This window comes from Curtobacterium flaccumfaciens, from assembly GCF_018598405.1.
Lineage (GTDB): Bacteria > Actinomycetota > Actinomycetes > Actinomycetales > Microbacteriaceae > Curtobacterium > Curtobacterium aurantiacum.
This window is the reverse complement of record NZ_JAHEWS010000036.1, coordinates 1-26023: the sequence shown is the minus strand read 5'-3', so window position 1 is coordinate 26023 and position 26023 is coordinate 1. Positions and strand designations below refer to the sequence as shown.

Annotated in this window: 27 protein-coding genes; 12 read left to right on the top strand and 15 right to left on the bottom strand. The window is 72.6% G+C overall.

Annotated elements, in window-relative coordinates:
• Positions 1-606: 606 nt before the first annotated feature.
• Positions 607-2052 (bottom strand): amidase, encoded by a 1446-nt coding sequence (locus tag KK097_RS16695; protein WP_214545498.1) that lies wholly within the window; start codon positions 2050-2052, stop codon positions 607-609.
• Positions 2053-2092: 40 nt separating this feature from the next.
• On the opposite strand from KK097_RS16695, the gene KK097_RS16690 reads away from it, so the two are divergent.
• Positions 2093-2392: a hypothetical protein gene (locus tag KK097_RS16690; RefSeq protein ID WP_307858438.1), complete on the top strand. Its 300-nt coding sequence runs from the start codon at positions 2093-2095 to the stop codon at positions 2390-2392.
• Between the two features lie 36 nt (positions 2393-2428).
• Here KK097_RS16690 and KK097_RS16685 read toward each other — a convergent pair whose 3' ends face one another.
• Complete coding sequence (locus KK097_RS16685; protein WP_214545497.1) at positions 2429-2845, bottom strand: HIT domain-containing protein; 417 nt, start codon at positions 2843-2845, stop codon at positions 2429-2431.
• A gap of 52 nt (positions 2846-2897) precedes the next feature.
• Between KK097_RS16685 and KK097_RS16680 the strand changes: the two genes are divergently transcribed.
• Both KK097_RS16680 and KK097_RS16675 read left to right on the top strand, forming a co-directional pair.
• The gene (locus KK097_RS16680; RefSeq protein WP_214545496.1) at positions 2898-4571 is read left to right on the top strand and encodes an ABC-F family ATP-binding cassette domain-containing protein; all 1674 of its coding nucleotides are present in this window, start codon (positions 2898-2900) and stop codon (positions 4569-4571) included.
• A 29-nt stretch (positions 4572-4600) separates the two neighbouring features.
• Entirely contained in the window at positions 4601-5530 is a 930-nt protein-coding gene (locus KK097_RS16675; protein WP_214545495.1) for a L,D-transpeptidase, read from the top strand.
• 39 nt (positions 5531-5569) lie between these two features.
• On the opposite strand, the gene KK097_RS16670 is transcribed toward KK097_RS16675, so the two are convergent.
• Genes KK097_RS16670 through KK097_RS16660 form a run of 4 tightly spaced genes read right to left on the bottom strand, consistent with a single transcriptional unit; the run spans position 5570 to position 9111 of the window.
• Entirely contained in the window at positions 5570-6883 is a 1314-nt protein-coding gene (locus KK097_RS16670; RefSeq protein WP_214545494.1) for a cytochrome P450, read from the bottom strand.
• A 27-nt stretch (positions 6884-6910) separates the two neighbouring features.
• Complete coding sequence (locus KK097_RS16665; RefSeq protein WP_307858437.1) at positions 6911-7402, bottom strand: gluconokinase; 492 nt, start codon at positions 7400-7402, stop codon at positions 6911-6913.
• Positions 7402-7527 (bottom strand): hypothetical protein, encoded by a 126-nt coding sequence (locus tag KK097_RS18790; RefSeq protein WP_307858436.1) that lies wholly within the window; start codon positions 7525-7527, stop codon positions 7402-7404. The genes KK097_RS16665 and KK097_RS18790 overlap by 1 nt, the downstream gene beginning before the upstream one ends.
• Positions 7528-9111, bottom strand: a complete 1584-nt coding sequence (locus tag KK097_RS16660) for a GntP family permease (protein ID WP_214545492.1) — start codon at positions 9109-9111, stop codon at positions 7528-7530.
• A gap of 206 nt (positions 9112-9317) precedes the next feature.
• Here KK097_RS16660 and KK097_RS16655 point away from each other — a divergent pair, with 206 nt between their 5' ends.
• The gene (locus tag KK097_RS16655; RefSeq protein WP_214545491.1) at positions 9318-10016 is read left to right on the top strand and encodes a FadR/GntR family transcriptional regulator; all 699 of its coding nucleotides are present in this window, start codon (positions 9318-9320) and stop codon (positions 10014-10016) included.
• 133 nt (positions 10017-10149) lie between these two features.
• Here the strand turns inward: KK097_RS16655 and KK097_RS16650 are convergent, their stop codons facing one another.
• The 5 genes from KK097_RS16650 to KK097_RS16630 all read right to left on the bottom strand — a co-directional run bounded on the left by KK097_RS16650 (position 10150) and on the right by KK097_RS16630 (position 13607).
• Positions 10150-10755: a GNAT family N-acetyltransferase gene (locus tag KK097_RS16650; RefSeq protein ID WP_027465815.1), complete on the bottom strand. Its 606-nt coding sequence runs from the start codon at positions 10753-10755 to the stop codon at positions 10150-10152.
• Between the two features lie 9 nt (positions 10756-10764).
• Complete coding sequence (locus tag KK097_RS16645; RefSeq protein ID WP_214545490.1) at positions 10765-11448, bottom strand: uracil-DNA glycosylase; 684 nt, start codon at positions 11446-11448, stop codon at positions 10765-10767.
• Between the two features lie 5 nt (positions 11449-11453).
• A complete protein-coding gene (locus KK097_RS16640; protein ID WP_214545489.1) occupies positions 11454-12173 on the bottom strand; it encodes a Type 1 glutamine amidotransferase-like domain-containing protein in 720 nt (239 codons plus the stop codon).
• Positions 12170-12697 carry a phosphoribosyltransferase gene (locus KK097_RS16635; RefSeq protein WP_051596753.1) on the bottom strand — a complete coding sequence of 176 codons (528 nt, stop codon included), beginning with the start codon at positions 12695-12697 and terminating at the stop codon, positions 12170-12172. The genes KK097_RS16640 and KK097_RS16635 overlap by 4 nt, the downstream gene beginning before the upstream one ends.
• Before the next feature lie 136 nt (positions 12698-12833).
• Positions 12834-13607, bottom strand: coding sequence for an SDR family oxidoreductase (locus tag KK097_RS16630; protein WP_214545488.1), 774 nt, complete (start codon positions 13605-13607; stop codon positions 12834-12836).
• Between the two features lie 123 nt (positions 13608-13730).
• Here KK097_RS16630 and KK097_RS16625 point away from each other — a divergent pair, with 123 nt between their 5' ends.
• The 6 genes from KK097_RS16625 (at position 13731) to KK097_RS16600 (ending at position 21239) form a co-directional block, all read left to right on the top strand.
• Positions 13731-14822 carry an acyltransferase family protein gene (locus KK097_RS16625; RefSeq protein ID WP_214528565.1) on the top strand — a complete coding sequence of 364 codons (1092 nt, stop codon included), beginning with the start codon at positions 13731-13733 and terminating at the stop codon, positions 14820-14822.
• A 309-nt stretch (positions 14823-15131) separates the two neighbouring features.
• Entirely contained in the window at positions 15132-16463 is a 1332-nt protein-coding gene (locus tag KK097_RS16620; RefSeq protein ID WP_214545487.1) for a bifunctional o-acetylhomoserine/o-acetylserine sulfhydrylase, read from the top strand.
• Between the two features lie 202 nt (positions 16464-16665).
• Positions 16666-17868: a homoserine O-acetyltransferase MetX gene (gene metX, locus KK097_RS16615; protein WP_214545486.1), complete on the top strand. Its 1203-nt coding sequence runs from the start codon at positions 16666-16668 to the stop codon at positions 17866-17868.
• A 135-nt stretch (positions 17869-18003) separates the two neighbouring features.
• Entirely contained in the window at positions 18004-19161 is a 1158-nt protein-coding gene (locus tag KK097_RS16610) for a sensor histidine kinase (RefSeq protein ID WP_214545485.1), read from the top strand.
• Positions 19158-20480 (top strand): hypothetical protein, encoded by a 1323-nt coding sequence (locus KK097_RS16605; protein WP_214528569.1) that lies wholly within the window; start codon positions 19158-19160, stop codon positions 20478-20480. The genes KK097_RS16610 and KK097_RS16605 overlap by 4 nt, the downstream gene beginning before the upstream one ends.
• Before the next feature lie 87 nt (positions 20481-20567).
• Positions 20568-21239, top strand: coding sequence for a response regulator transcription factor (locus KK097_RS16600; protein WP_017888182.1), 672 nt, complete (start codon positions 20568-20570; stop codon positions 21237-21239).
• Between the two features lie 166 nt (positions 21240-21405).
• Here the strand turns inward: KK097_RS16600 and KK097_RS16595 are convergent, their stop codons facing one another.
• On the bottom strand, positions 21406-22671 hold the full coding sequence (locus KK097_RS16595; protein ID WP_214528570.1) for an MFS transporter: 1266 nt from the start codon (positions 22669-22671) through the stop codon (positions 21406-21408).
• Positions 22672-22894: 223 nt separating this feature from the next.
• On the bottom strand, positions 22895-23074 hold the full coding sequence (locus KK097_RS16590) for a hypothetical protein (RefSeq protein WP_214545484.1): 180 nt from the start codon (positions 23072-23074) through the stop codon (positions 22895-22897).
• Positions 23075-23202: 128 nt separating this feature from the next.
• On the opposite strand from KK097_RS16590, the gene KK097_RS16585 reads away from it, so the two are divergent.
• Positions 23203-23391 carry a hypothetical protein gene (locus KK097_RS16585; RefSeq protein ID WP_214545483.1) on the top strand — a complete coding sequence of 63 codons (189 nt, stop codon included), beginning with the start codon at positions 23203-23205 and terminating at the stop codon, positions 23389-23391.
• A gap of 3 nt (positions 23392-23394) precedes the next feature.
• Here KK097_RS16585 and KK097_RS16580 read toward each other — a convergent pair whose 3' ends face one another.
• Complete coding sequence (locus KK097_RS16580) at positions 23395-23703, bottom strand: thiamine-binding protein (RefSeq protein ID WP_214542235.1); 309 nt, start codon at positions 23701-23703, stop codon at positions 23395-23397.
• Positions 23700-24995, bottom strand: coding sequence for a glycosyltransferase 87 family protein (locus tag KK097_RS16575; protein WP_214545482.1), 1296 nt, complete (start codon positions 24993-24995; stop codon positions 23700-23702). Before KK097_RS16575 ends, KK097_RS16580 begins: the two co-directional genes overlap by 4 nt.
• A gap of 85 nt (positions 24996-25080) precedes the next feature.
• On the opposite strand from KK097_RS16575, the gene KK097_RS18785 reads away from it, so the two are divergent.
• Positions 25081-25791, top strand: coding sequence for a YceI family protein (locus KK097_RS18785; RefSeq protein ID WP_214545481.1), 711 nt, complete (start codon positions 25081-25083; stop codon positions 25789-25791).
• Positions 25792-26023: the final 232 nt, after the last annotated feature.

The following is a 26023-nucleotide window of genomic DNA, read 5'->3' as shown; positions in this document are numbered from 1 at the left end:
GGGCGGGCGGCGGGCGGCGGGCGGCGGCGCACCGTGCGCGCCCCGCCACTTGGTGCGAGTTTGCCCGCACGGAACCGGCCTACAAGGCCGCACCGAGCAAGCAACCCCGCACCACACGCACGAAACCGCACCGTGCACCAGACAGGAGGCACGGCACCGGCCCGCCCCGCGCCTCCAGACCAGACGCACACGAGACCACCGCACCGTGCGCGCACCGCCACTCCGTGCGGGCTTGCCCGCACGGAACCGGCCTACACGGCCGCACCGAGCAAGCAACCCCGCACCACACGCACGAAACCGCACCGTGCACCGGACAGGAGGCACGGCACCGGCCCGCCCCGCGCCTCCAGACCAAACGCACACGAGACCACCGCACCGTGCGCGCACCGCCACTCCGTGCGGGCTTGCCCGCACGGAGCCGGCCTACACGGCCGCACCGAGCAAGCAACGCCGCCCCACACGCACGAAACCGCACCGTTCGCGCCCCGCCACCCGGTGCGGGCTTGCCCGCACGGAGCCGGCCTACAAGGCCGCACCGAGCAAGCAACCCCGCACCAGCCTGACAACGCCGCACGGTGCGCCGCGCGCCCGCGCCCGGCGCCGGCGTCAGGCGGTCCAGGCGGCCGGGTGCCGCCGCTGCCAGCGCAACCGGCGCTCGAGCTGCGCGCCGATCGCGAGCAGGACGCGCTCGCCGCCGGGCCGTCCGATGAGCTGCACGCCCATCGGGAGTCCGCCGCCGTCGGGGTGGTCGTCCTCGGTGACCCCGACGGGCAGGGTGATCGCGGGGAGCCCGGACACGTTCGCCATCGAGGTCCACGGCGAGTAGGCGCACTGGCGGCGGAAGTCCTCGTCCGGGTCGTCGCCGTACCAGCCGAGCGGCCGCGGCGTCAGCGCGAGCGTCGGGGTGAGCACGGCGTCGAACCGGTCGAACGCGCCGATGAGCGTCGTCGAGAAGGTGTCGAGGGTCGTCATCGCGTCGAGGACCCGGGTGCCGGTCAGCGCCTGTCCGCGCGCCACGAGCCACGCCACGAGCGGGGTCAGCGACGACAGGTCGATGCCGGGCACCTGCGGCAGGCGGGCGGCCGAGCTCTCCCACGCCACCCGGAAGGCGTCGGCGTACGGCACCCGGGGCATCCGGACGTCCTCGACGCCGTGCCCGACCTCGCCGAGCACCCGCACGGCGGTCTCGACGGCGGCCCGGGCTGCGGGGTCGACGACCACGTCGACGGTGTCGTCCCAGGGTGAGCCGTCGAGCAGCCCGACGACGAACCGTCCCTCGCCACGGACGGCGGCCGCGGTGAACGGCCCCTCGCCGACGTCGGGGGTGACGAGGGCGTACGGCGACGGTTCCGGTAGGCCGGTCGGCGCCACGAGCGCGTCGAGGAGCATGCCCGCGTCGGCGACGGAACGCGTGAGCGGCCCGGCGACGGACAGTCCGCCGACACCGGAGCGGCCGGGCATCGACGGCACGCGCCCGCGGCTCGGCTTCAGGCCGACGAGTCCGGTCGCCGCGGCGGGGATGCGCACCGATCCGCCGCCGTCCGAACCGACCGCGGCCGGCACGAGTCCGGCGGCCACGGCGACGGCCGCGCCGCTCGACGACCCGCCGGGCGCACGCGTGGTGTCGTAGGGGTTCCGCGTCACGCCGAACCGGGTCTCGGACGACGAGGACATGCCGAACTCCGGCGATGCCGTCTTGCCGAGGCTGACGGTGCCGGCCGCGTCGAGCGCGGCGACGAGCGGATGGTCGGCCGACGCCGGCCGCTCCGGCAGGCTCGCGGTACCGCTCCGCGTGGGGACCCCGGCGCGGTCGTACAGGTCCTTGTCGGCGGACGGGAGGCCCCACAACGGTCTCGACGTCGGCACCAGGTGGCCGAGGCGTTCGGCTCGGGCCCGGGCCGCGTCCGCGGTGACCGTCACGAAGGCGCCGAGTCCGGCGTCCAGGCGTTCCACGCGGGCCAGGTAGTGCTCGGTGACCGCGAGGGCGGTCGCCTCGCCCCGGCGGATCCAGTCCCAGAGTTCCTGCGCGGAGAGGTGGTGGAGTTCGAACACGGTTCCGAGCCTAGGCGGCGGTGGCCCGTATCCTTCGACGGTGGACACCACCCTGCCCTCCGGCACGACGAAGCGCCGGATCGAACTCCGGCTCGTGAAGCCCCTGTTCGTCTGGTTCGCCCGACCGACCGTCACCGTCGACGGGGTGGGGCACCCGGCGCAGTGGGGCACCGGCACGTGGGCGGTGCCGGACGACGGCGACACCGTGATCGGGGTGTACCTGTACAACCGCGTCTGGCGGTTCGGGGCGGCATCGGTGCCGGTCGACGGCGCGAGGGCGCTGGAGTACCGGGGCGGGCTGCTGCCGGTCGGTGCGGGTCGGTTGGTGCCCCGGGGCTGAGGGTCGGGTCGGGCTGGGCAAGGTCTGCTCGGGCGGCTACTCGAACATCTCGGCGAGGAGCGCGTGCGGGTCGCCGTCGACCACGTGTGCCGATCGTCGCTCCGGCCAGTGCGTCGTCGCGTCGTCCGGCCAGCAGGGCACGACGTGGAGGTGCAGGTGCAGCACGCTCTGGCCGGCGTCCGCGCCCGATGCCTGCAGGACGACGGTCCCGGTCGCGCCGAGGGCGCCCTTCATCGCACGGGCGACACGCTGCACCAGGGCCGTGGTGGCGGCGAGCGCCGTGGGGCCGGCGCTGAGCAGGTCGGCGGTGTGCTCGACCGGCACGACCAGGGTGTGACCGGGAGCGAGCGCTGGACCGGCGAGCGGCGCGAAGGCCACCGCGTGCTCCTCGCGTTCGACCCATACGGCGGGTTCCTCACCGGCGATCACGGCACAGAAGACGCAGGAGTCCATCGGCCCAGTCTGCTGCACGTGGGGTGCCCGCTCCGCGTGGGACGATGGGCGCATGACCGCCACGCTCGTCGCCAAGGGCCTGTCCGGCGGGTACGCCGCTCGCACGCTGTTCGACTCCCTCGACCTGACGGTGGCACCCGGCGACGTGATCGGCGTCGTCGGCGTGAACGGTGCCGGCAAGTCGACGCTGCTCCGGCTGCTCGCCGGGGTCGACGAGCCCCTCGCCGGCACGGTCTCCCTGGCGCCGACGGATGCGTTCGTCGGGTGGCTCCCCCAGGAGCACGAGCGCATCGCGGGTGAGAGCGTCGCGGACTACATCGGGCGGCGGACCGGCTGCGCCGAGGCCACGGTGACGATGGACGCAGCGGCCGCGGCGCTCGGGGACCCCGATGCCGGCGACGCAGCGGCCGACCGGTACTCGGCGGCGCTCGACCGCTGGCTCGCCGCAGGGGCCGCCGACCTGGACGACCGGATCCCGGCGGTGCTCGCCGACCTCGGCCTGGAGCCCGGCACCGGCGACTCCGGTGCGGACGGCGTCGGCCCGGACTCCCTCATGACGGCGCTGTCCGGTGGGCAGGTCGCCCGCGTCGGGCTCGCCGCGCTGCTGCTCTCGCGGTTCGACATCGTCCTGCTCGACGAGCCGACCAACGACCTCGACCTGGACGGCCTCGACCGGCTCGAGGCGTTCGTGCGCGGGCTGCGCGGCGGGGTGGTGCTCGTCAGCCACGACCGGGAGTTCCTGGCGCGCTCGGTGACCTCGGTGCTCGAGCTCGACCTGGCGCAGTCGTCGAACCGGCTGTTCGGCGGCGGGTACGACTCGTTCCTCGAGGAGCGCGAGATCGCCCGGCAGCACAAGCGTGACGCGTACGACGAGTTCGCGTCCACGAAGGCCGACCTGGTCTCGCGGGCACGGACCCAGCGGGAGTGGTCGAGCCAGGGCGTCCGGAACGCCATGAAGAAGAGCCCGGACAACGACAAGATCCGCCGCCGTGCCGCATCGGAGTCGAGCGAGAAGCAGGCGCAGAAGGTCCGGCAGATGGAGTCCCGCATCGCCCGGCTCGACGAGGTCGAGGAGCCGCGCAAGGAGTGGCAGCTCGAGTTCACGATCGGCAGTGCACCCCGGTCGTCGGCGGTCGTCGCGACCCTGTCCGACGCCACGTTCACGCAGGGCGACTTCACCCTCGGCCCGGTCTCGCTGCAGGTCGACGGCGGTGACCGGATCGGGATCACCGGTCCGAACGGCGCCGGCAAGTCCACCCTGCTGCGGGCGCTGCTCGGCAAGCAGGCGCCGACGACGGGCACCGCGTCGCTGGGGTCGAGCGTCGCGGTCGGCGAGGTCGACCAGGCCCGTGCGGCGTTCACCGGCGACCAGCCCCTCGCCGCCGCGTTCGAGGCGATCGTCCCCGAGTACACGACCGCCGACGTCCGGACGCTGCTCGCGAAGTTCGGGCTGAAGGCGGACCACGTCGGCCGGCCGGCCTCGGCGCTCTCCCCCGGCGAGCGCACCCGGGCCGGACTCGCGCTGCTGCAGGCCCGCGGGGTGAACGTGCTCGTCCTCGACGAACCGACGAACCACCTCGACCTGACGGCGATCGAACAGCTCGAGCAGGCGCTGGAGTCCTACGACGGAACCCTGCTGCTCGTCACACACGACCGGCGCATGCTGGAGACCGTCCGACTCGACCGGCAGTGGCTGGTCGAGGGCGGCCGCGTCACCGAACGCTGACGGACCGACCGACCGAGGGGGAACGCACCATGCGACGGAACACCTGGATCGCGACGACGGCGGGCGTGCTGGTGATCGCCGTCGCCGCCGTGGTCGTGGGGGTGACGGTCGGGTCGCCGGCGCCCGAGCCGACCCGTGCTGCGCGCGCGACGACGACGCCCACCCCGAGCCCCACGCCGGAGCCGACCCGGACCCCGACCCCGACCCTCGCGGCCGTCCCCGCCGCACCGTCCGACGCCGCCCTGGCCGCACTGCCGTTGGCGTTCCACGACGCCGTCGTGCCGCAGCTGCTCGACGGCGGGGACGTGGAGCCCGAGGACACCTGGCAGATCGCGACCCCGCGCACGCCCCTCGTCGCCCTCTACGCGAGTCCGTCGAGCCGCGGCCGGCCGGTGGCGACCCTGTCCCACCTGGTGTCGACGATCAACCGGCCCGCGGCGACGGCGATCTGGGGTCGTTCCCCCGGCAAGGACGGCGGGATGCTCCTGGTGTCGACGCCGTCCCGCAACCGCACCCCCGGCGACGGCGGTGACCCGGACGCCCCGAGCGCGACGTTCGCGTGGGCCCGGGCCGCCGACTTCACCATCGTGCGCACCGACCGGATGATCACGGTCGACGTCGCCGCCAGCACGGTGTCCGTCGTCACGAGGAAGGGCGCGGTGACCGCGACGGAGGTCGCACGGCTCGGCACCCCCGAGGACCCGACGCCCACCGACACCGCCACCTACGTCGAAGCCGCGTACGTCGACACCCGCGTGGCGTACACGCAGGGCAACCCGATCATCCTGACCGGGGCGCACTCGTCCCGCATCCCGTCGTACGGCGGCAACGCGGCCCTGACCGCGTTGCACTACTACCCGGACCCGACGGGCAGTTCGCACGGCTGCGTGCGGATCTCGGCGGAGATGACGAAGACGCTCGCGGCGCTGCCCGTCGGCACCCCGATCCGGTTCACCTGAGCGACCGGTCGGCGGGCACCGGGGCCGGAACCTGCCGGGTCAGTGGAAGGGGCAGCGGCCCCGGACCTTCCCTCCAGACGCCGGCTTGGTGGGCAGCCGTCGGCGGTCGACCTGCAGCCCGTCGTCGAGGATCGTCACGCGCGGGTCGCTCAGCACCGACACCGCGGCCGCGAGGGCCGCGATCGCGACCTTCTCGCCGGGGCACCGGTGACCCGTCGCGACCTCGGCGCCGCCGTGCGGGACGAACGTCGTGATCGCCTCGAAGTCGTCCACGCCGAGGAACCGCGACGGGTCGAATTCGCCAGCGCGGTCCCAGGAACGCTCGTCGGTGTCGGTGCCGGTGATGTCGAGCACCACCCGTCCGCCGGCGGGCAACCGTTCGCCGTCGAGCTCGACGTCGGTGGTGGCCCAGGCGGGCAGCATCGGCACGAACGGCGCGGTCCGGCGGATCTCCTGCGCGAAGGCGACGGCGAGCGGGCCGTCGACGCGCGGACCGTCGACGTGCTGGCCGTCGACGCGCGGCCCGTCATCGATGTCGGCGGCCGCCGCGCTCTCGGCAGCGATCCGTGCCCGCCACTCCGGCCGGTCGTGCAGCTCCTTCGCCGCGAACGCCACGAACCGGGCCACCGCGATCGCCGGTCGGATGCTGTTCTGCAGTTCGATGCCCGCCAGGCGCGCGGGCAGCAGCGCACCGGAGCGGTCGCGGTGCCACGCCCACTCGTGCAGCGCGGAGTGCGGCTCGGGCATCAATCGGCCGCCGCGGACGGCCTCGACGAGCCGCCGGGCGTGCCGGTCCGACCAGTGCCGGTTCAGCACCGCCTGCAGGTACTCCGGCGAGTACGGCACGCCGAACCCGTCGACGACCTGGGCGAGTCTCGCCGCCCAGCGCGTCTTCGCCGCCGGGGTCCCCGGCAGGCCGGCCCACCGCATGACCGCGCGGCCGATCGCGCCGACGGCCGCGTCGTACGCCGACCGGGTGCCGCCAGCGATCCAGGAGTCCCGTTCGGCGGCCCACTCGGCCGTCAGCAGTGGCGCGAGCCGCCGCACCTGCTCGTCCTCGTAGGCGACGTCGACGAAGGTGGCCTTGCGGTGGTGGTGCTCCGGGCCGTCGAGACTGTGCACGGAGCCGACGCCGAACAGGGTCCGCTGCACGATGGCCGGCATCGCCCCGTGCCGCGCGGTCCGGTCGCCGTCGTAGAACAGGCCGACGCCCTCGGCGCCGCGCACGAGCAGCGCCGGACGTCCGAGCAGTCGGAAGCCCACGGCACGCGCCCCCGGCCGGGTCCGGCGCCACAGGTGGGCACCGAACCCGTAGCCGCGGGTCAGGAGCGAGAGGGAGTCGTCGAGCGCCATGCGGCCATGCTGCCGAGCGCTGCCCGATCAGGCTCTCGGGATCGTGACCAGTCCGAGCCGTTCGACGACCTCGGCGCTCTCGGCTTCGGGGGTGCGGTCGGCGGCGATCGTCACGTGGGCCTCGTCGGGCTGCGGCGGCTCGAGCGTGGCGAGCTGCGACTTGAGCAACGACGTCGGCATGAAGTGCCCGGAACGCTGCGACATCCGCTGCTCGATGAGCGCCCCGTCGCCGGCCACGTGCACGAACACCACGCCCGGGGCGCGCAGCACGTCGCGGTACGAGCGCTTCAGCGCCGAGCAGGTGACGACGCCGTTCGTCCCGGCGTCCAGGTGCCCCCGGATCCACGCGGCGACGACGTCGAGCCAGGGCCAGCGGTCCTCGTCGGTGAGCGGGGTGCCGGCGTGCATCTTGTCGACGTTCGCCGGCGGGTGCATCGCGTCGCCCTCGGCGAACTCCCACCCGACCTGCTCGGCGACCATGGCGGCGACGGTCGACTTGCCCGACCCGGACACCCCCATCACGACCAGGACACGAGCATCCAGCCCGGCAGCACCGGCACCCCCGGCACCAGCAGCACCAGCAGCACCAGCGGCAGCAGCGGCAGCAGCGGCAGCAGCGGCAGCACCGTCGTCCACTGCGCCACTCATCGGATGAACACCCCGGCCAGCAGGACCCCGAGCAGGCCGAACACCGAGATGAGGCACTCGAGCACCGTCCACGTCTTGAACGTCTGCCCCACCGTGGTGCCGAGGTACCCCTTCACCAGCCAGAACCCGGCGTCGTTGACGTGCGACAGGAACACCGAGCCGGCACCGATCGCGAGCACGAGCAGCGACGTCATCGGCGACGACAGGTCGGCGGCGATGGGCGCCATGATGCCGGCGGCGGTCACTGTGGCGACCGTGGCCGATCCGGTCGCCACGCGCACCAGGGCCGAGACGACCCAGGCGACGAGCAGCACCGAGATGCCGGAGTCCTTGACGGCGTCGGCGATCACGCCGCCGATGCCCGTGTCGATGAGGACCTGCTTGAACCCACCGCCTGCGCCCACGATGAGCAGGACCCCGGCGATCGGGGGCAGCGCACTCTCGAGGGACTTGGCGACGGCCGAGCGGTCCATGCCGCCACCGATCGCGAAGAAGACCATCGCGTAGACCGCCGCGATGCCGATGGCGATCATCGGCGATCCGAGGAAGTCGAGCAGGCTCACCCACGAGCCCGACGCGTCGGGCGCCGTCGCCTCACGGATCGCCTGGGCGAGCATCAGCACCACCGGCAGCAGGATGCCGACGAGGGCGATGGTGAACGAGGGGCTCCGCGGCTCGCTGATGACGCGCGTGAAGTCGCTCTTGCCGTTGGGCAGGGATGCGGTGTCCTGCGTGGCGGGGCCGCGCCGGGCCTCCCGACCGTGGTGCGCCGGGTCGTCGACGAAGGCGGCGGACCCGGAACCCGACCCCGAGGCGGGGCCGGCGGTGGCGACCGCGCCACGCGACCCGAACATGTCGGGGACGGGGATGTCGACCCAGCGGGCCGCGAACCGGGCGAAGAGCGGCCCGGCCAGGACGATCACCGGGATCGCCAGCACGATGCCGAAGGCGAGCGTGGTGCCGAGGTTCGCACCGACGGTGGAGATCGCGACGAGCGGGCCGGGGTGGGGCGGGACGAACGCGTGCATCGTCGACAGGCCGACCAGGGCGGGGACGGCGATCTTCATGATCGGCACCTCGCTCCGCTTGGCGACCAGCACGATGATCGGGATGAGCAGGACGAGCCCGACCTCGAAGAACATCGGCAGCCCGATGAGCGCCCCGATCAGGGCCATCGTCCACGGCAGGGCCGCCTTCGACGACCTCCGCACCAGGGTGTCCACCACGCGGTCCGCCGCGCCCGAGTCGACGAGCATCTTGCCGAACATCGCCCCGAGCCCGACCAAGATGCCGACGCTCGTCATGGTCGCGCCGAAGCCGTCGCCGAAGCTCGTGACCGCCTTGTCGGGCGCCAGGCCCGCGCCGATGCCGACGCCGAGCGCGCCGATCGTGAGCGCGATGAAGGGGTGCACCTTGAGCCAGGTGATGAGCGCGATGATCACCACGATGCCGACGAGCGCCGCGATGATCAGCTGCGGGATCGAACCGGACGGGTCGACCGTCTCGGTGGTGCCACCGCCGGCGGCGAGCACCGCACCGACCGGGTCGGCGAGCACGTGGTCTGGGAGAGCGTGAGGCATCAGCGCCCCTTCCTGGAGTCGCTGCTGCGCGGCTCCGTCGCCTTCGTGTCGAGGGTGGACTGGCGCGACGAACGCCGACCCTCAATAATCTGATTAATCAGACTATACGACCTCATCCCGCGCGCCAACCGCCCGTCCCCGGAGTCTGCCGCTTCGATGGGACCGGCGTCACGCCCGTCGCGTGACCTGTACTGCATGGAGGAACGATGCCCACCGCGCGCGGACTGCACGCCCACGTGCTCGACACCCTGGGCCAGCGGATCGTCGACGGCGACCTGGCTACAGGCGCCGTCGTCCGGCCCGAGCTGGTGGCCGACGAGTTCGGCGTTTCCCGGTCGGTGGTGCGCGAGGCACTCCGGGTCCTCCAGTCACTCGGCCTGGTCGAACCCCGGCAGCGGGTCGGCACGCTCGTCCGCGACATCACGGCGTGGGAGCTGCTCGCCCCGACCGTCATCCGGTGGCGCGGCACCTCGCCGGCGTACTTCGTGCAGCAGCGCGAGCTCGTCGAACTCCGGCTCGGGGTCGAACCGGTGGCGGCGTCGCTGACCGCCGGTTCCGACGGTGCGGACGCCGTGCTCGCCGCCGCCCGGGACATGCTCGACGCCTGCGGACGCGAGGACAGCCGCGCCTACCTGGAGGCCGACGTCCGCTTCCACCGGGCACTGCTCACCGGGTCGGGGAACGCCGTGTTCACGCACTTCGCCGGCACCGTCGAGGCGCTCCTGCGCACCAGGACGTCGGAGTCGCGCGACCCCATCACACGCTGGACGCGCGAGGCAGCGCTCCGGCACGAGGCCGTCGGGCGCGCAGCGGTCGACGGTGACGCGGACGCCGCGGCGGCGGCGGCCACCGCGCTGCTCCGCGTGACGCGCGACGAGTTCATCACCGAGGCCCCGGCAGGCTGACGCGACCGCCAGACGGCCTGGAGGCTCGTGCCGGGCCCGCCACGGGCCTCCCGTCCGCCCTGCAGCCACGTCTCGAGCGTGACGGACGCCCGTCAGGTGTGTCGCGTCGGTGCCGGTGCCGGTGCCGGTGCCGTCAGCGTCGGCGGGCGAACAGCCGCGGCCCGCGCAGGCGGAGCCGCATCGTGACGGTGCCGAGCCAGCGGTCGTACTTGTAGCCGACCTTGCCCATCCGGCCGACCTCCTCGAAGCCGAGCCGCTCGTGCAGCCGGATCGACGCCTCGGCCTGCCGGTCCGCGATGACCGCGACGACCTCGCGCACGCCGGCCGACCGGCACTCGTCGAGCAGCGCCTCCATCAGGGCCCGGCCGAGTCCCTTGCCACCCGAGGCCGCACCGAGGTAGATCGAGTCCTCGACCACGTGGTTCGAACGGTCCCTGGGGTTCCACGCGTCGACCAGGGCGTACCCGAGGATCTGCCCGGCGGGGTTCTCCGCCACCAGGAACGGCAGCCGGCGCTTCCGGATGTCGTCGTAGCGCTTCTTCCACGCGGCGTACGTGAACGCCGCCGGGTCGAAGGTCACCGACGAGTTGCGGACGTAGTGCGTGTGGATCTCGCGCACGTGGGGCAGGTCCCCCACCTCGGCCGCACGGATCCGGTACTCGAAGGCCGTCTCGGTCGCCGCCGGGGCACGCAGGTGTCGCGGCAGGACCCGCCGTCGCTGGTATTCCTCCTCGAGCACGTGCCGAGCCTACTGAGCGGGCAGCGTCCAGTCGACGGGCGGTGCGCCCTGCGACTCGAGCAGGGCGTTCACCTGCGAGAACGGGCGGCTGCCGAAGAACCCGCGCGACGCGCTGAGCGGGCTCGGGTGCGCCGACGCGACGACGGGGGTGTCACCGAGGAGCGGTCGGACCGACCCGGCCTGGGCACCCCACAGCACGGCGACGAGCGGGGTGCCGCGGGCGACGAGCGCGCGGACGGCCTGGTCGGTCACCGCTTCCCACCCCTTGCCGCGGTGGCTGCCGGCCTCGCCCGCGTGCACGGTGAGCACCCGGTTGAGCAGCAGGACGCCCTGGTCGGACCAGGCCCGCAGATCGCCGTGCGGCGGGGGCGCCACGCCGAGGTCGTCGGCGAGCTCGCGGTAGATGTTCGCCAGGCTCCGCGGCACCGGGCGGACGGCGGGGTCGACCGCGAACGACAGGCCGATCGGGTGGCCGGGCGTCGGGTACGGGTCCTGCCCGACGACCAGCACCTTGACGGCGTCGAACGGGCTCGTGAACGCGCGCAACACGTCGCCGCCGGCGGGCAGGTAGTGGCGGCCCGCAGCGCTCTCGTCACGCAGCCACGCGCCGATCCGGTGCACGTCGGGTTCGACGGGGGCGAGCGCCTCAGCCCAGCCGGGGTCGACCAGGTCGGCGAGCGGCCGTGGTTCCACGTCGGCTACGCGCCCATGGTGGCGACGGCCACCGACTCCTCGCCGGCCATCACGCGCCAGACGCTGCCGGTCCCCCGGACCTCGAGCGCGCCCTCGCCGACGACGAGCGTGGTGTCCTCGTCGATCGCGAGCCCGGCGGTGACGAACTCGGCCTCGGCGCTGGCGATGAGCCGCGCGAGCGTGCCGGCCTGCACCGCGTGCACGTCGATGGTCAGGTCGACCAGGCCGAGGCCCTCGCGGAGCTCGACCTCGTCCAGCCCCTCGGACGCCGCTTCGGGGCAGATCTCGACGCCGCCGATGCGCCAGCCGCCCACGAGGGCACGGTCGGCGGCGATCATCGCACCGGCCGAGTAACCGAGGTAGGGCAGACCGTCGGAGACGAGCAGGCGGAGCTGGTCGACGAGCGGAGCGATCGCCGCCAGGTAGTCGGGGGTGACGCCGCCACCGACCACCAGGGCGTCGACGTCGCTCAGGACGGTGGTGTCGAAGACCTGACCGGCCGCGACCTCGGTGACGAGCACCTCGGCCGTGCGCGGGCCGCCGAGGACCTCGGCGATGTCGGCGGTCGACGACGGGCTCCCGCCCTCCGGACCCGCCACGGAGAGCAGGGCGATGCGCGGCACGCTCCGGCCGACCGCTGCGGAACGGGCGGTGGCCTCGGCGAGGAACGGCGCTGCGGCGTCCGAGGCGGCGAACAGACCGCCGCCGACCAGGTGGATGCTCACGACTCGGCCGTCACGGGAGCGAGGGCGCTCCACGGGAACGTGATCCAGCCGTCGACCCGACGCCACACGTGGTCGGGCTCGAGGACGGTGCCGGGCTTCGAGTACAGGCAGGCGCTCCGGACGTCGGCACCGGCGTTCCGGATGATGTCGACCACCAGGCGCAGGGTGCGGCCGGAGTCGGACACGTCGTCGACGACGAGGACACGCTTGCCGGCGAGGCTCGGGGCGTCGAGGGCGGGGGCGAGCACGACCGGCTCCTCCAGCCGCTGCTCGACGTCGGTGTAGAACTCGACGTTGATCGAGCCGCACTCCTTGGTGCCGAGGGCGTACGCGACGGCGCCGGCGATGATCAGTCCGCCGCGGGCGACGGCGACGACGACCTCGGGCTCGAAGCCGCTGGACAGGACGTCCTTGGCGAGCAGGCGTGCGGCGTCACCGAACTCCAGCCAGCCGAGCACCTCGGGCCCGCTCGTCACGGTCACGGTCGACGGAGCCGCGGGCTCGGGTTCGCTGCTGATCGGCATCCGACCACGGTACCGGCAGGGAGCCCGCGCCCGCGACCCGCGACCGCCGCCCGGGCGCTGCGCGGGTCCGGCCCCCGGCGGTGCGGGGGCCCGGCCTGCACGACGCGGGGGCTGCGCGACCGGCGCGCGGGTCGGCTCAGCGCGGCGTCAGCGGGCCGCGCGCCAGCTTGTGCTGCGCCGACTGCGCCACCGGCCGGATCGTCACGAGGTCGAGGTTCACGTGCGCCGGCAGCTCCACCGCGTGCACGATCGCCTCGGCGACGTCGTCGGCCACCAGCGGCTCCGGCACGTCGTCGTACACCGCGGCCGCCTTCTGCTCGTCCCCGCGGAACCGGGTGAGCGCGAACTCGTCGGTCTTCACCATGCCCGGCGCGATCTCGACGACACGGATCGGCTCACCGTTCAGCTCGAGCCGGAGCGCGCCGACCAGGGCGTGCTCGGCGAACTTCGCGGCGTTGTACCCGCCGCCGTTCTCGTACGCCACGAAGCCGGCGGTGCTCGTCACGGTGACGATGTCCGCTCCCCCGGACTCGCGAGCCCGGTCGCGCAGGTGCGGCAGGAGCGCCGAGACGACCCGCTTCGTGCCGATCACGTTGACCTCGAACATGGCACGCCAGTCGTCCACGTCGGACTCCTCGACGCTCGCCGAACCGAACGCCCCACCGGCGTTGTTCACCAGCACGTCCGCGCCGCCGAGGCCCGCGACCCGGGCGGCGAGGGCCGCGACGTCGTCGGCGCTCGTGATGTCTGCGACCAGGGTGTCCGCCCCGGTCTCCGCGGCGAGCGCCTCGAGCTTCGCCGCGCGACGGGCCACGGCGAGGACGTCCCACCCCCGCGACCGGAACAGCCGGACGGTCGCCGCCCCGATGCCCGAGCTCGCTCCGGTGACGACTGCGCGCCGTGCTGCCATGTGATCTGCCTCCTGCGTCGGTGTCCGGGGCGACTGGTGGCCCGGTGCGTCCACCGTAGCGAGCGGCACGGTCGCGGCACCGCAGCGGGCCGTGCAGGTCACGATCCGGTAACGTGACCGGCGATGACGACGGATGCCGCCCCTCCCGCCCCCTCGGCCCCGGCGACGCAGCTCGAGCCCGGTCGAGCCCCGCGCCGGATCCCGATGTGGGACACCGCGCGGTTCGTCGCGGTCACGCTCGTGGTCATCGGCCACGCGATCCAGCGCCAGACGCCGGCGAGTGAGCACGCGCTGGCGCTCTACACGTTCATCTACGCGTTCCACATGCCGGCGTTCGGCGTGATCAGCGGCTACTTCTCGTCGGCGGACACCCCGACGGCCAGACGGATGCGCCGGACGATCACGGACATCGTCGTGCCGTACATCATCATGCAGACGATCTGGACCGTGGTGCAGGGCATCGTCGAGGGCGGCAAGGACTTCAACCCGACGAAGCCGACCTGGACCCTGTGGTTCCTGCTGGCCCTGGGCATCTTCAAGCTGATCCTGCCGTACCTGGCGCAGCTGCGGTGGCCGCTGTTCTGGGCGGTCGTGTTCAGCATCGGCGTGGGCTACTTCGACAACGTCGACTCGACGCTCTCGCTGTCGAGGGCGATCAGCCTGCTGCCGTTCTTCCTGCTCGGCTGGCAGGTCAAGCAGTGGGGCGTTTTCGACCGCTGGTACGAGGCCTCCCGCCGCACGGTCGTCCGGGTCCGGATCGCCGCCGTCGTCGTGTTCGCCGCGTGGGCGGTGTCGTGCGCGGTGTGGATCCCGCAGTTCAAGGAGTTCGACCTGCACCACTGGTTCTTCTACGACGACTCCTACTCGGGGCTCGGCGAGGACGCCTGGTGGGCGGGTGCGGTGCGCTTCGGCCTGATGCTGCTCGCGAGCCTGCTGACGGCGTCGTTCCTGGTGCTCATCCCCCGTCGGAACATCTGGATCACGCAGTTCGGCGCCGCGACGATGTACGTGTACCTGCTCCACACGTTCGTCCTCTACCCGATCCGGGAGTCCGGCGTCCTGGCCGGCGAGCACTCGGCCTGGCCGTTCGTGCTGCTCATGGTCGCGATCGCGTGCGTCGTCAGCCTGTTCCTGGCGCAGCCCTTCGTGCGGCGCGGGATGCGGTGGCTGCTCGAGCCGAAGGTCGACTGGCTGTTCCGCCGCGAGCGTGCGTAGCGGTGCCCCTTCGCACCGTGCGCGTTTCTCCTGCCGGTGCGAGCTTGCCCACTCCGTGCGGCGCGGCAGGGCCGCACCGCACAACCAACCTCGCACCGCCTGACGGCGACAGCACGGTGCGGACCTGCGTCGCACTGCTCGGCCTGGAGGCGCGGGGCGGGCCCGGCGGGTGCGTTACGTCCCGAGGCGGGTGCGGTGGTGCGGGCCCGGCCACCTGCGTACCGTGACACCCGACGCACAGCAGCGCCGAGCCTCCAGGCCGAGCGCAAGGCGACCCGACGACCAGCCGCACCGGACAGGAGCACCAAGATGACCGAGCACGACGCCGCGCAGTGGCAGTTCGAGACCACCCAGGTCCACGCCGGCGCGCAGCCGGATCCGACCACGGGCGCCCGAGCGACGCCGATCTACAAGACGACCTCGTACGTCTTCGCGAACTCGGACGAAGCGCGCGACGTGTTCGCGCTCGCCAAGCCGGGCAACATCTACTCGCGGATCACGAACCCGACGAACGACGTCGTCGAGCAGCGGATCGCCGCGCTCGAGGGCGGTTCCGGGGCCCTGCTCGTCGCGTCCGGCCAGGCGGCGGAGACGTACGCGGTGCTGAACATCGCCGGCGCGGGCGACCACATCGTGTCGTCATCGTCGATCTACGGCGGCACGTACAACCTGTTCAAGTACACGCTGGCGAAGCTCGGCATCGAGACGACGTTCGTCGAGGACCAGGACGACCTCGAGGAGTGGCGCCGCGCGGTCCGCCCGAACACGAAGCTGTTCTTCGCCGAGACCATCGGCAACCCGAGGATCAACGTCCTCGACATCACCGGCGTCAGCGACGTCGCGCACGAGTCCGGTGTCCCGCTGATCGTCGACAACACGATCGCGACGCCGTACCTCATCCGTCCGTTCGAGCACGGCGCCGACATCGTCGTGCACTCGGCCACGAAGTTCCTCGGCGGGCACGGCACGGTCATCGGCGGGCTCATCGTCGACGGCGGGACGTTCGCCTGGTCGGAGCACGCCGACCGGTTCCCGGAGTTCAGCACCCCCGACCCGTCGTACCACGGTGCGGTCTTCACCGAGGCCGTCGGCAACGAGCTCGCCTACATCGTCAAGGCCCGCGTGCAGCTGCTCCGTGACCTCGGTGCCTCGAACTCGGCGGACACCGCGTTCGCGTTGCTGCAGGGCATCGAGACCCTGTCGCTCCGCATCGAGCGGCACGTGTCCAACGCCCAGGAGATCGCGGAGTGGCTCGACCAGCACCCCGACGTCGCCACCGTCGCCTACGCCGGACTGCCGACGTCGCCCTGGTACGCCGCCGCGAACCGGTACGCGCCGAAGGGCGTCGGCGCGGTGCTGTCGTTCGAACTCAAGGGCGGGGTGAGCGCGGGCAAGGCGTTCGTCGACAACCTGCGGCTGTTCTCGCACCTGGCGAACATCGGCGACGTCCGGTCGCTCGTCATCCACCCGGCGTCGACCACGCACTCGCAGCTCACTCCGGAGCAGCAGCTCACCACCGGGGTCACGCCCGGGCTGGTGCGCCTGTCGGTCGGCATCGAGAACATCGCGGACCTGAAGGCGGACCTCGAGGCCGGGCTCGCTGCGGCCCGAGCGGTCGCGCAGGAGAGCCAGCGCGCGTAGGGCCGGCGCGAGCCTGCCTGCCTGCCTGCCTGCCTGCCTGCCTGCCTGCCTGCCGACGCAGAACGACAGGGTCGACGTCGTACGACATCGGCCCTGTCGTTCTGCGTCGGCCCCAACCGGCCCGCCCGGCCCAACCCGCAGGCGCCGGGCGTGACGTAACACGGCGGCGGTGACCCGCGCCTCCCGGCAGACTGGACGCACGATGGACTGGCAGACGACCCCCGAGGACTCCGTGCCGTCCACCCTGGTGCCCGGCACCGAACTCGGCACCCTCGGCAAGCCCCCCGTGACCGGCGCATGGCGTCCGGGCGACCACCCGGGAGCACGCCACTTCGCGTCGCTCGGCGAGCAGTGGGTGCGCGGCGGCCGTCTGCCGGCCGTACGGGTGGCGTACGAGACGTGGGGCACGCTCAACGCCGCCCGTGACAACGCGGTGCTCGTCCTGCACGCGATGACCGGCGACTCGCACGTCACGGGCGCTCCCGGCCCCGGCCACCGCACCGCCGGCTGGTGGGGTGACGTGGTCGGACCTGGCCAGGCGATCGACACCGACCGGTGGTTCGTCGTCGCGCCGAACATGCTCGGCGGCTGTCAGGGCACCACCGGGCCGTCCTCGGTGTCGCCGACGGGCGTGGAGTGGGGCTCGCGGTTCCCCTTCGTCACGGTGCGCGACCAGGTCGAGGTGCAGGTGCAGCTCGCCGACCGGCTCGGCATCGAGACCTTCGCCGCGGTGGTCGGCGGATCGATGGGCGGCATGCACGCCCTCGAGTTCGCCGTCGCGCACCCGTCGCGCGTGCAGCGGCTGGCGGTCCTGGCCTCCACGGCGCAGACCACCGCCGACCAGATCGCGGCGAACTCGCTGCAGCGGGCGGCGATCCAGATGGACCCTGCCTTCGCGGGCGGCGACTACTACGAAGCCGATGCCGGCGAGGGACCGCACCGCGGCCTGTCGCTGGCCCGGCGGATGGCGCTGATGACCTACCGGGCGTCGGACGAGCTGAACAGCCGTTTTGCGCGGTCGTGGCAGAGCGACGTGTCCCCGCTCGGCGACGACGGCCGGTTCTCGGTGGAGAGCTACCTCGACTTCCACGGCAACAAGTTCACCCGGCGGTTCGACGCCTCGAGCTACGTCACGCTGACGTACGCGATGGACTCGCACGACGTCGGTGCCGGACGCGGCGGGGTGTCGGCAGCACTCGGGCTGGTGACCGCGCGGACCCTGGTGGTGGGGGTCTCGAGCGACCGGCTGTTCCCCGTCGAGGACCAGCACCGGATCGCCGCGGGCGTGCCGGACACCCTCGACGGGGACTCAGCCGCGGTGATCGCGAGCGAGTTCGGCCACGACGGGTTCCTCATCGAGCACGAGCAGGTCGGGGCGCACCTGCGGCGGTTGCTCGAGTCCTGAGCGGGAGCCCGCCAGCCACCGCGGCGCGCCGAAGGCCCCCCAACGGGTGGCGCGCGTGGAATGATGGCGTGGAGCCCGGCACTGACCGACGCTCGGTTTCCCGCACCACCCAGATCGTCACCAACCAGGACATCGATGGACTTCATCGCACAGGAACGCGACCGCTTGCTGCGGTCGGCGACCCGTGTCGTGGGCATCGTCTGCGCGCTCGTCAGCGTCGTGGGCATCCTCTCCTCCGCCGCCGTGACCACGCTGCCCCTCATCGGCGCACTCCTCTGCATCGCCGCGATGATCACCGCACTCGTGTGCTTCGCCCGCGGCGGCGAAGTGTGGTGGACCGCCGCCATCGTCGTCTCGGGGCTCGCCACGATGGTGCTGCTCTTCATCGGCGTCGACGACTCCGCACGGCCCCTCGTCGCCAGCGCCGTCATGCCCCTGGCCGCCGGCGGGCTCTCGGCACCGCTGATGGCACAGCGCGGGCACCCGGTCGGTCTCGGCATCACCATCGCCGGAGGCGGTGCCGTGGTGGTGCTCATGGTGTGGGGATCGGGTTCCCTCCTGTCGACTCCCGTCAGCGGCGCACTGCTCGGGTGGATCCTGATGGCCGTCGTGGCGATCTGGATCTCCCGCAGCATCCCCCGCGTCGCCCGTCGCATCTACAGCATCGGCACCGCCCACCGCGCCGAACGGCAGGCCAGCGAGACCGAGGCGCAGCGGCGCCAGGGTGCCCGTCTGCTGCACGACACCGTGCTCGCGACCCTGACGCTGCTGGCGCACTCCGGCGTCGGCGTCTCCGAGCAGGCGATGCGGGAGCAAGCCGCCGAGGACGCCAGGTTGCTCCGGCACCTGCGCCTCGGTGCGACCCCGCAGCCCTCGCAGTCCGGCGACTACTCGCTCACCCGCGAAGAGGAATCGCCGCTCGGGCAGACCCTCGAGTCGGTCAAGCAGCGCTTCGGCCGGATGGGGCTCGAGGTCAGCTGGCACGGCACCGGACAGGTCCTGCTGCCGTCGAACGTGCTCGACGCGTTCCTGCTCGCGCTCGGCGAGTGCCTGGAGAACGTCCGTCGGCACGCCGGTGTCGGCGAGGCCCACGTCACGATCGTCCACGACAACGAGGTCGTCCGTGCGATGGTCACCGACTCCGGCGTCGGCTTCGACCTCACCACCGTCAGCGCCGAACGGCTCGGCTTCAAGGAGAGCGTCGTGAACCGCCTCCGCGAGGTCGGTGGCGACGCCAAGCTCTTCTCCGCGCCGGGCTCCGGCACCACCGTCGTCCTGGAGGCACCGCGATGACCCGGGTCCCCGAGGACACCATCGGCCGCAGTCTGCCCGGCGAGACCTCGCCACCAGCTCCCCGTACCCGTCGCGAAGCACGCGAGCGGTACCGGACGAGCGAGCGCCGGCAGGCCCGAGGACTCCCCTCGACGTCCACCGGTGCCCGCTCTCTGCGCCAAGCCGCCAAGCCCGGCGCCTCGCTCGGTGCCGGTTACCTCGGGCTCGGCGCCGCGGTCCTCACCGCCATCGAGGCCGCCGCCGGCATCGCCTTCTTCCTGGTGCGCTGGAACGAGTACTCCGATCCGTGGCTCCCCGCGCTCGCGTGGTTGCTCTACGTCGTCGCCGCCGTCGGGGTCGGTCTCAGTGTCCTGACCTACGGCGAGCGGCTGACCGGGCTGGCCTTCGCGTTGATCTGCGTCGTCCTCGCCTGCGTGGTCACGCTCGACTTCATCGGCATCTGGCCCGAGCACGACATCGCGCACACCGCCACGGCCTCGATGGCCGCGGGCTTCGCATTGCTGCCGATCGCCACGCTCCGGCCCGCCCGCGAGGTCGCGGCCGCGATCGGCGTGCTCGGCATCGCCTTCATCGTGATGGCCGTGGCGTCGACACCCATCACGCACGAAACCATGCCCGGCATCGTGTCCCTGCTGTCGCTCGTCGTCGTACCGCCGGCGCTCGCCCTGTACGTCGTGCAGCGGTTCCGTCAGCTCGTGCAGCGCGAACTCGACCGGGTGCTCGTGCAGAGCAACGTGCAGGCACCGCAGTTCGCCGTCGGCATGCTCGCCTCGGACGAGCTCGCCCGGCTCGACCTTGCCGCCGAGAAGCTGCTCGACGCCGTCGCGAACGGCACCGACCCGCTGCCGCTGTCCGACGCCTCGAGCTCCGTCGCCGCGTCCCTCGCCACCGAGCTCCGCCTGCACCTGATCGAGGGCCGCCGCGAGACCTGGCTCTACCACGCCATCACCGAGTCCGACCACCTCGGCCGATCGGTCAGCGTCGCCGACCCGACCGCCCTCGCCGGACACCTCTCCCCCACCCAGCGCGACGGGTTGCTGCAGGCGATCTGGCAGATGGTCGGGGACGGGCGCACCGCGCAGCCCGGCATGCCCGTCGTCTCGGTCACCCTCGGCCCGATCGGCTCCGACGGCCACCCGGTCAGCGACGACACCATGGACGTCCCCGTCGTCATCGAGTCCCGTGGGGTGCCGCGTCGCAGCCTCGGTCCGACGGCCTGGAGCGCCCTGCAGCGCATCGGCCCGTACACCGAGACGGTCCGGGACGGCACGCTGCACATCGTGGCGCACTGCGTCGTGAACCGACATCCGTCGATGTAGCTGCCGGACACCCGCACGCCTGACCCGCTTCCGGCCCGGATCCTCCTAGGATCGGCCGAGCAATCCGCACCGAGAAAGGACGCCAGCATGGCGACTCCAGAGGAACCGATCCGACTCGCACTGGTCGACGACCACAGGATGCTCCTCGGCGCGCTCACGGAGTGGATCCGGAACGCGGCCGACGACATCACCCTGGTGGCCGCCGTCACGACCTGGCCCGAGCTCCTGACGAGCCCGGCGTTCCCGGTCGACGTGGTGCTGCTGGACCTGGACCTCAAGGACTCCATCCCGGTGTCGCTGAAGATCTCGACGCTCAAGACCGCGGGCGTCAAGACCGTCGTGATGAGCACGTACTCGGAGCCGAACGTCGTGCGCGAGGCCCTCGGCGCCGGGGCCCTCGGGTACCTCGTCAAGAGCGAGGACGCCGACATGATCGTCGAGGCGATCCGCTCCGCCCAGCGCGGCGAGCAGTACGTCTCGGCCGAGCTCGACCTCGCCATCAACAGCGGCGACGTCGGCGGCGTCCCGAAGCTCAGCGCCCAGGAGCGTCGCGTGATGGCCCTGTACGGCGGCGGCGAGCCCGTGAAGAGCGTCGCCTACCAGCTCGGCATCTCCGAGGAGACCGCGAAGAGCTACCTCAAGCGCATCCGCGAGAAGTACCGCGTCGCCGGCTTCGACGTGGGCACGAAGGTGGCGCTCCGGAAGCGTGCGATCACCGACGGCATCATCGTGCAGGACGGCAGCCCCCTGGGGCTGTAGCGCGCTGCGCGTTGCGCTTCGTGAGCAGCAATGGTCGGGTCCCGTCACAGGACCCGACCATTCCTGCTCACCATGAGCGGTGGCCGCGCCGCGCGACGGACGGGAGGCCCGTGGCGGCGTCGCCACGGGCCTCCCGTCCGGTGGGCGCGTGCGCGCACCCCGCGCGTCAGGCGGTCGGGACCGGTGCGGTGATCGGACCGGTGGAGGGCGACGAGGAGCGGACGGCGGCACGACGGGTGCTCCGCCGCTCGACCGCGTAGCTGACCATCGTCACCAGGACGCCGAGCAGCGCGAGGCCGATGCCGAGCCAGCCCGGTGCGAGGAACCCGAAGCCGGCCGCGATGACCGCACCGCCGAGGGCCGCCCCGAGCGAGTTGCCGATGTTGAACGCGGAGTGGTTGAGCGCCGCCGCGATCGTGCGGGCATCGCCGGCGACGTCCATCAGACGCGACTGCACCGCGGGCGGGATCGCCGACGACGTCGCGCCGAGCAGGAACGCGCCGAGCAGCATCCCCCAGAGCCACTGGGCCGTGAGGACGGTGATGAGCAGTGCGCCGATGAGCGCGAACATCCCGACGTAGATCGTGCGCTTGACGCTGCGGTCGGCCAGGTGTCCGCCGAGCACCCCGCCGACGACCATGCCGATGCCCACGACGACGAGCACGATCGGCACGAACGACTCGGGCATGCCGGTGACGTGCTGCACGAGCGGCGAGATGTACGAGTAGACCGCGAAGAACCCGCCGAACCCGACGGCGCCGAGGCCCATCACGATCCACACCTGCGGCACGCGGAACGCCCGGAGCTCACGGCCGATCGTGGCGTGCTCGTCGCGGGCGCTCTTCGGCACGAAGGCCGCGACGGCCACGAAGGTCAGGGCGAACAGGGCGGCGACCACGCCGTAGGCGACCCGCCAGCCGGCCATCTGTCCGACCCACGTGATCGCCGGGACACCGACGACGTTCGCGACCGACAGGCCGAGCAGCACCATGGCGATGCCCTTGCCCCGCTTGCCCGGGCCCATCATGTCGCCGGCGACGATCGAGGCGATGCCGAAGTACGCGCCGTGCGGCAGGCCCGCCACGAACCGGGCGACGAGCACCAGGCCGAACGAGGGCAGCAGGGCACTCGCGACCGTCGCGAGGACGAACCCGACGAGCAGGACGAGGATCAGGCCCTTGCGCGGGAACCGGGCGGACATCGCCGCGATGGTCGGTGCGCCGACGACGACCCCGAGGGCGTACGCACTGACGAGCCAGCCGGCGTGGGCGATCCCGGCGTCCGGGTCGATGCCGTACTGCTCGGGGAGCAGGGCCTGCGCGATGTTCGGCAGCAGCCCCATCGCGACGAACTCGGTCGAGCCGATGGCGAACCCGCCGAGGGCGAGCGAGATGAGCGCGAGGGTGCGACGCGCAGGCGTGAGCTGTGACATGGGGCCTGTTCTCGTGCGGGCGGAGCGGGACGACGGTGCAGCACCCCACCGGACGGGGCGGCCGTGATGTCCTGGTCCGTCGAGTGTAGACCGCTCCAACGGACCGGCGGAATCGCACAGGGCCGAGTCGTCCACGGCACGCGGACCGGACCGGACCTACGCCACGCGGACGCAGGCGCCCAATGCTCGGGCAGCGAGCGCCCGGCGCTCAGGCGGCCAGCGCTCAGGCGGCCTGGCGCTCCGGAGTGCGCGTCCGCCCTGCGGAGTGCTCGGGCAGCTCGTCGCGGTGCACCCATCCGGTGCCGCACTCCGCGCAGCTCGCCCAGGCGTTGTCGCCCTGCTCGTCCGTGTCGATGACGACCGTTCGCAGGTCGCAGTCGGGGCACCAGCCGTCGTGCATCATCACGCGCTCCTCATCGTCGTCTCGGAGGCCACCCGGTGTGGCTCGATGCAGACCATGAGACACCCGACCACCGACATCCGAGGGACCGACCCGGCGTGTCGGGAGACGGTTCGATGCAGGATGTCGACGTGCCCACCGTGACGACCGTCCTGGCCTCCTGCGCCGCCGGAGCGCCCGCGAACTGCGAGGACGTCACGGACCCGCTCGGGATCGTCATCGTCGTGGTGTTCGCGGTCGCCGGCTTCGTCCTGCTGACGGTCGCCGCGGTCCTCGGCACCGACCCCCGTCGCCGCCGGCGTCCCCGTCGGCGCCGCTGAGGGCTACTCGCCGAGCGCGGTCTCGAGCCGTTCGAGCTTGCCGTCGATCTCGCCGGTGTGCCCGGGTCGGATGTCGGCCTTGAGCACGAGCGACACCCGCGTGCCGTACTCGCCGACGGCCTCGGTGGCGCGCTTGACGACGTCCATGACCTCGTCCCACTCCCCCTCGATCTCGGTGAACATCGACGAGGTGCGGTTCGGTAGCCCGCTCTCGCGCACCACGCGCACGGCGGCCGCGACGGCGTCGTGCACGGACCCGTCGGACGTTGCAGCGGGACCACCGGACGGAGCGACGGAGAAGGCGACGATCATGCGTCCATCCTGCCCGGCTCGGGCTGGTCGCGCACGGAAGGCGACGAGCGCGCCGACACCCATCGGGACTCCGCAGACCGTCCCATCCGCACCAGCACGACCACGCTCCACACCAGGATCGCGACCTCGAGCACGTTCCGCAGCGTGAGCACCACGAGGATCCACGGCTGCACGCCGAGCACCTGGTCGTAGTACCCCGGGTAGACCAGCTGCGTGAGCAGGGCCATCGGCAGCGCAAGCACCGCGATCGGCACGAACCGGCGCGCACTCGGGGCACCGGCCGCGAGCCCCCACACGATCGGCACCGCGAACCAGCCGATGTACTGCGGCGAGCCCACCTTGTTCGTCGCGATGAGCGCCGCGACGAACAAGAGCGCGAGGACCGGTGCGAGCTCGGCCCGGCGGGCACCCCGGTGTGCGGCCCAGAGCGCGAGTACGACCCCGGCCACCACGACGGCGGCCATCAGTGGCGTCGACACCGCGGCGGCGGCGGACGTGCCGGCACCGGACACCTCGAAGGTCAGGATCTCCTGGTTGTAGAACACCGCGGCTCCGTCGGCACCGAACGCCGCGGCCCACATGAACGGCGTCGCGAGCGGCGACTCGATCTGCAGCGCACGACCGGTCTGCTCACCGACGAACGACAGCAGGTACGGCGCACCGCCCCACAGCACGTCGACGAGCACGATGAGGGCGCTCAGCACCAGCGCTCCGGCGAGCACACCCCGGCGGTGTCCCCGACGCACCAGCAGCAGCACCGCGACGAGCGCTGCGGGCCACACCTTCGTCCAGGCGCCGGCGGTGAAGAGCGCCGAGGCGACGGCCGGCCTCGAGGCCACGAACGTCACGCCCACCAGCGCGGACACCGTCGCGACGGTGTCGATCCGACCGAGCGCGATCGGTCCGAGCGCGAGCAGGAACAGCAGCCACCACCAGACGACCCGCACCCCGGACGACCCCACCCGTGCCCGGAACCGCCACAGGAACGCGCACGCCGCGGCGTCGAGCAGCACCATCAGCACCAGCCAGCCGGTGCCGATGGACTCGACTCCCCCGAGCGCCGCGGCGGCCATCGGCACGATCGCCAGGATCGGGTACACCCAGGCGCCGTCGATGCCGACCCAGAAGTCGGCGGTCCGCCCGGTCTCGATCCACCGGCTGTAGGTGATGGTCACGTCACCGAGCGGCAGGTTCGCCGACACGAGGGTCAGCCACCACAGGAACCCGTGCACGGCGACGAACGCCAGGACGAAGCCGGCGAGTTCGAGCCACCGGTTCGAGGTCCTCTGCACCGGACGAGCGTAGCGGCCGGACCGGGGGGGCGATCGCTGCCACGATCTCAGGCTCTCCCGAGCATGACGTGTCACCGTTCAGCTCGTGACCACCGACACCCCGCGCAAGCGCCGCAAGGCCGTCATCTGGATCTCCGTCATCGCCGCCGTCGTCGTCCTCGGCGTCGTCGGCGCGGTGGTCTTCACCAACGTCTACACGAGCACCGAGAACGCGAAGGCCTCCGCCGCGCCCTCGGTCGCCGCGACGCGCGAGGCCTCCACCCTCGATGCCACCGACCTGTCCGGCGAGTGGACGGTCGGCGGCGATTCCGAGGCCGGGTACCGCGTCCACGAGGTCCTGAACGGCTCCGACGTCACCGTCACCGGCCGCACCGACAGCGTCTCCGGCACCGCGACCGTCGACGGCACGAGCATCACCGCCGCGACGATCGCGGTCCAGGTCGCCGACATCACCACCGACTCCGACCAGCGCGACGCCTACTTCCGCGACTCCGCGATGGACGCGGCGGCCTTCCCCGAGGCCACCTTCGAACTCACCGGACCGATCGCCGACGCGGTCCCGAGCGGTTCCGACACGACGACCGTGACGGCTCCGGGGAAGCTCACCCTGCACGGCGTCACGAAGGACGTCACCGCGAAGCTGCAGGTCGGCCTGAACGGCGACGGCGTCGACATCTCCGGTTCGGTCCCGGTCACCTTCTCGGACTACGACGTGCAGGCACCGAACCTCGGGTTCGTCAAGGTCGACGACGCCGGTTCCGTCGAGTTCCTGGTGCACGCGACCCCCGCGAGCTGACGTCCGCGACGCGCGTCACGCCCGTGACGTGACCGCCGACGGCCTGGAGGCGCGGTGCCAGCTGGCACCGCGCCTCCCGGCCGTCCGTCGTCGCGTCCCGGGCCGCACCCGCGCAGGCCACACGCGTTGCGTCCGCAACCGGCGACACGGTCGTCGGGTGGATTCAGGTGGTGGTTGCAACACCTGTTTCTGTTGGTCGTGAGAGTAGCTGTTTGAGGGCTTCGGCGGGAGT

What these genes read in the sequence shown, in the direction of transcription:
- KK097_RS16590 (WP_214545484.1), bottom strand. Translation starts at nt 23,074, where the DNA reads ATGATGCACGACGGCTGGTGCCCCGACTGCGACCTGCGAACGGTCGTC.
- KK097_RS16605 (WP_214528569.1), top strand. Translation starts at nt 19,158, where the DNA reads ATGACCCGGGTCCCCGAGGACACCATCGGCCGCAGTCTGCCCGGCGAG.
- KK097_RS16595 (WP_214528570.1), bottom strand. Translation starts at nt 22,671, where the DNA reads ATGTCACAGCTCACGCCTGCGCGTCGCACCCTCGCGCTCATCTCGCTC.
- metX (WP_214545486.1), top strand. Translation starts at nt 16,666, where the DNA reads ATGGACTGGCAGACGACCCCCGAGGACTCCGTGCCGTCCACCCTGGTG.
- KK097_RS16685 (WP_214545497.1), bottom strand. Translation starts at nt 2,845, where the DNA reads ATGGACTCCTGCGTCTTCTGTGCCGTGATCGCCGGTGAGGAACCCGCC.
- KK097_RS16625 (WP_214528565.1), top strand. Translation starts at nt 13,731, where the DNA reads ATGACGACGGATGCCGCCCCTCCCGCCCCCTCGGCCCCGGCGACGCAG.
- KK097_RS16655 (WP_214545491.1), top strand. Translation starts at nt 9,318, where the DNA reads ATGCCCACCGCGCGCGGACTGCACGCCCACGTGCTCGACACCCTGGGC.
- KK097_RS16670 (WP_214545494.1), bottom strand. Translation starts at nt 6,883, where the DNA reads ATGGCGCTCGACGACTCCCTCTCGCTCCTGACCCGCGGCTACGGGTTC.
- KK097_RS16635 (WP_051596753.1), bottom strand. Translation starts at nt 12,697, where the DNA reads ATGCCGATCAGCAGCGAACCCGAGCCCGCGGCTCCGTCGACCGTGACC.
- KK097_RS16660 (WP_214545492.1), bottom strand. Translation starts at nt 9,111, where the DNA reads ATGCCTCACGCTCTCCCAGACCACGTGCTCGCCGACCCGGTCGGTGCG.
- KK097_RS16620 (WP_214545487.1), top strand. Translation starts at nt 15,132, where the DNA reads ATGACCGAGCACGACGCCGCGCAGTGGCAGTTCGAGACCACCCAGGTC.
- KK097_RS16665 (WP_307858437.1), bottom strand. Translation starts at nt 7,402, where the DNA reads ATGGGGGTGTCCGGGTCGGGCAAGTCGACCGTCGCCGCCATGGTCGCC.
- KK097_RS16675 (WP_214545495.1), top strand. Translation starts at nt 4,601, where the DNA reads ATGCGACGGAACACCTGGATCGCGACGACGGCGGGCGTGCTGGTGATC.
- KK097_RS16630 (WP_214545488.1), bottom strand. Translation starts at nt 13,607, where the DNA reads ATGGCAGCACGGCGCGCAGTCGTCACCGGAGCGAGCTCGGGCATCGGG.
- KK097_RS16580 (WP_214542235.1), bottom strand. Translation starts at nt 23,703, where the DNA reads ATGATCGTCGCCTTCTCCGTCGCTCCGTCCGGTGGTCCCGCTGCAACG.
- KK097_RS16600 (WP_017888182.1), top strand. Translation starts at nt 20,568, where the DNA reads ATGGCGACTCCAGAGGAACCGATCCGACTCGCACTGGTCGACGACCAC.
- KK097_RS16680 (WP_214545496.1), top strand. Translation starts at nt 2,898, where the DNA reads ATGACCGCCACGCTCGTCGCCAAGGGCCTGTCCGGCGGGTACGCCGCT.
- KK097_RS16610 (WP_214545485.1), top strand. Translation starts at nt 18,004, where the DNA reads ATGGACTTCATCGCACAGGAACGCGACCGCTTGCTGCGGTCGGCGACC.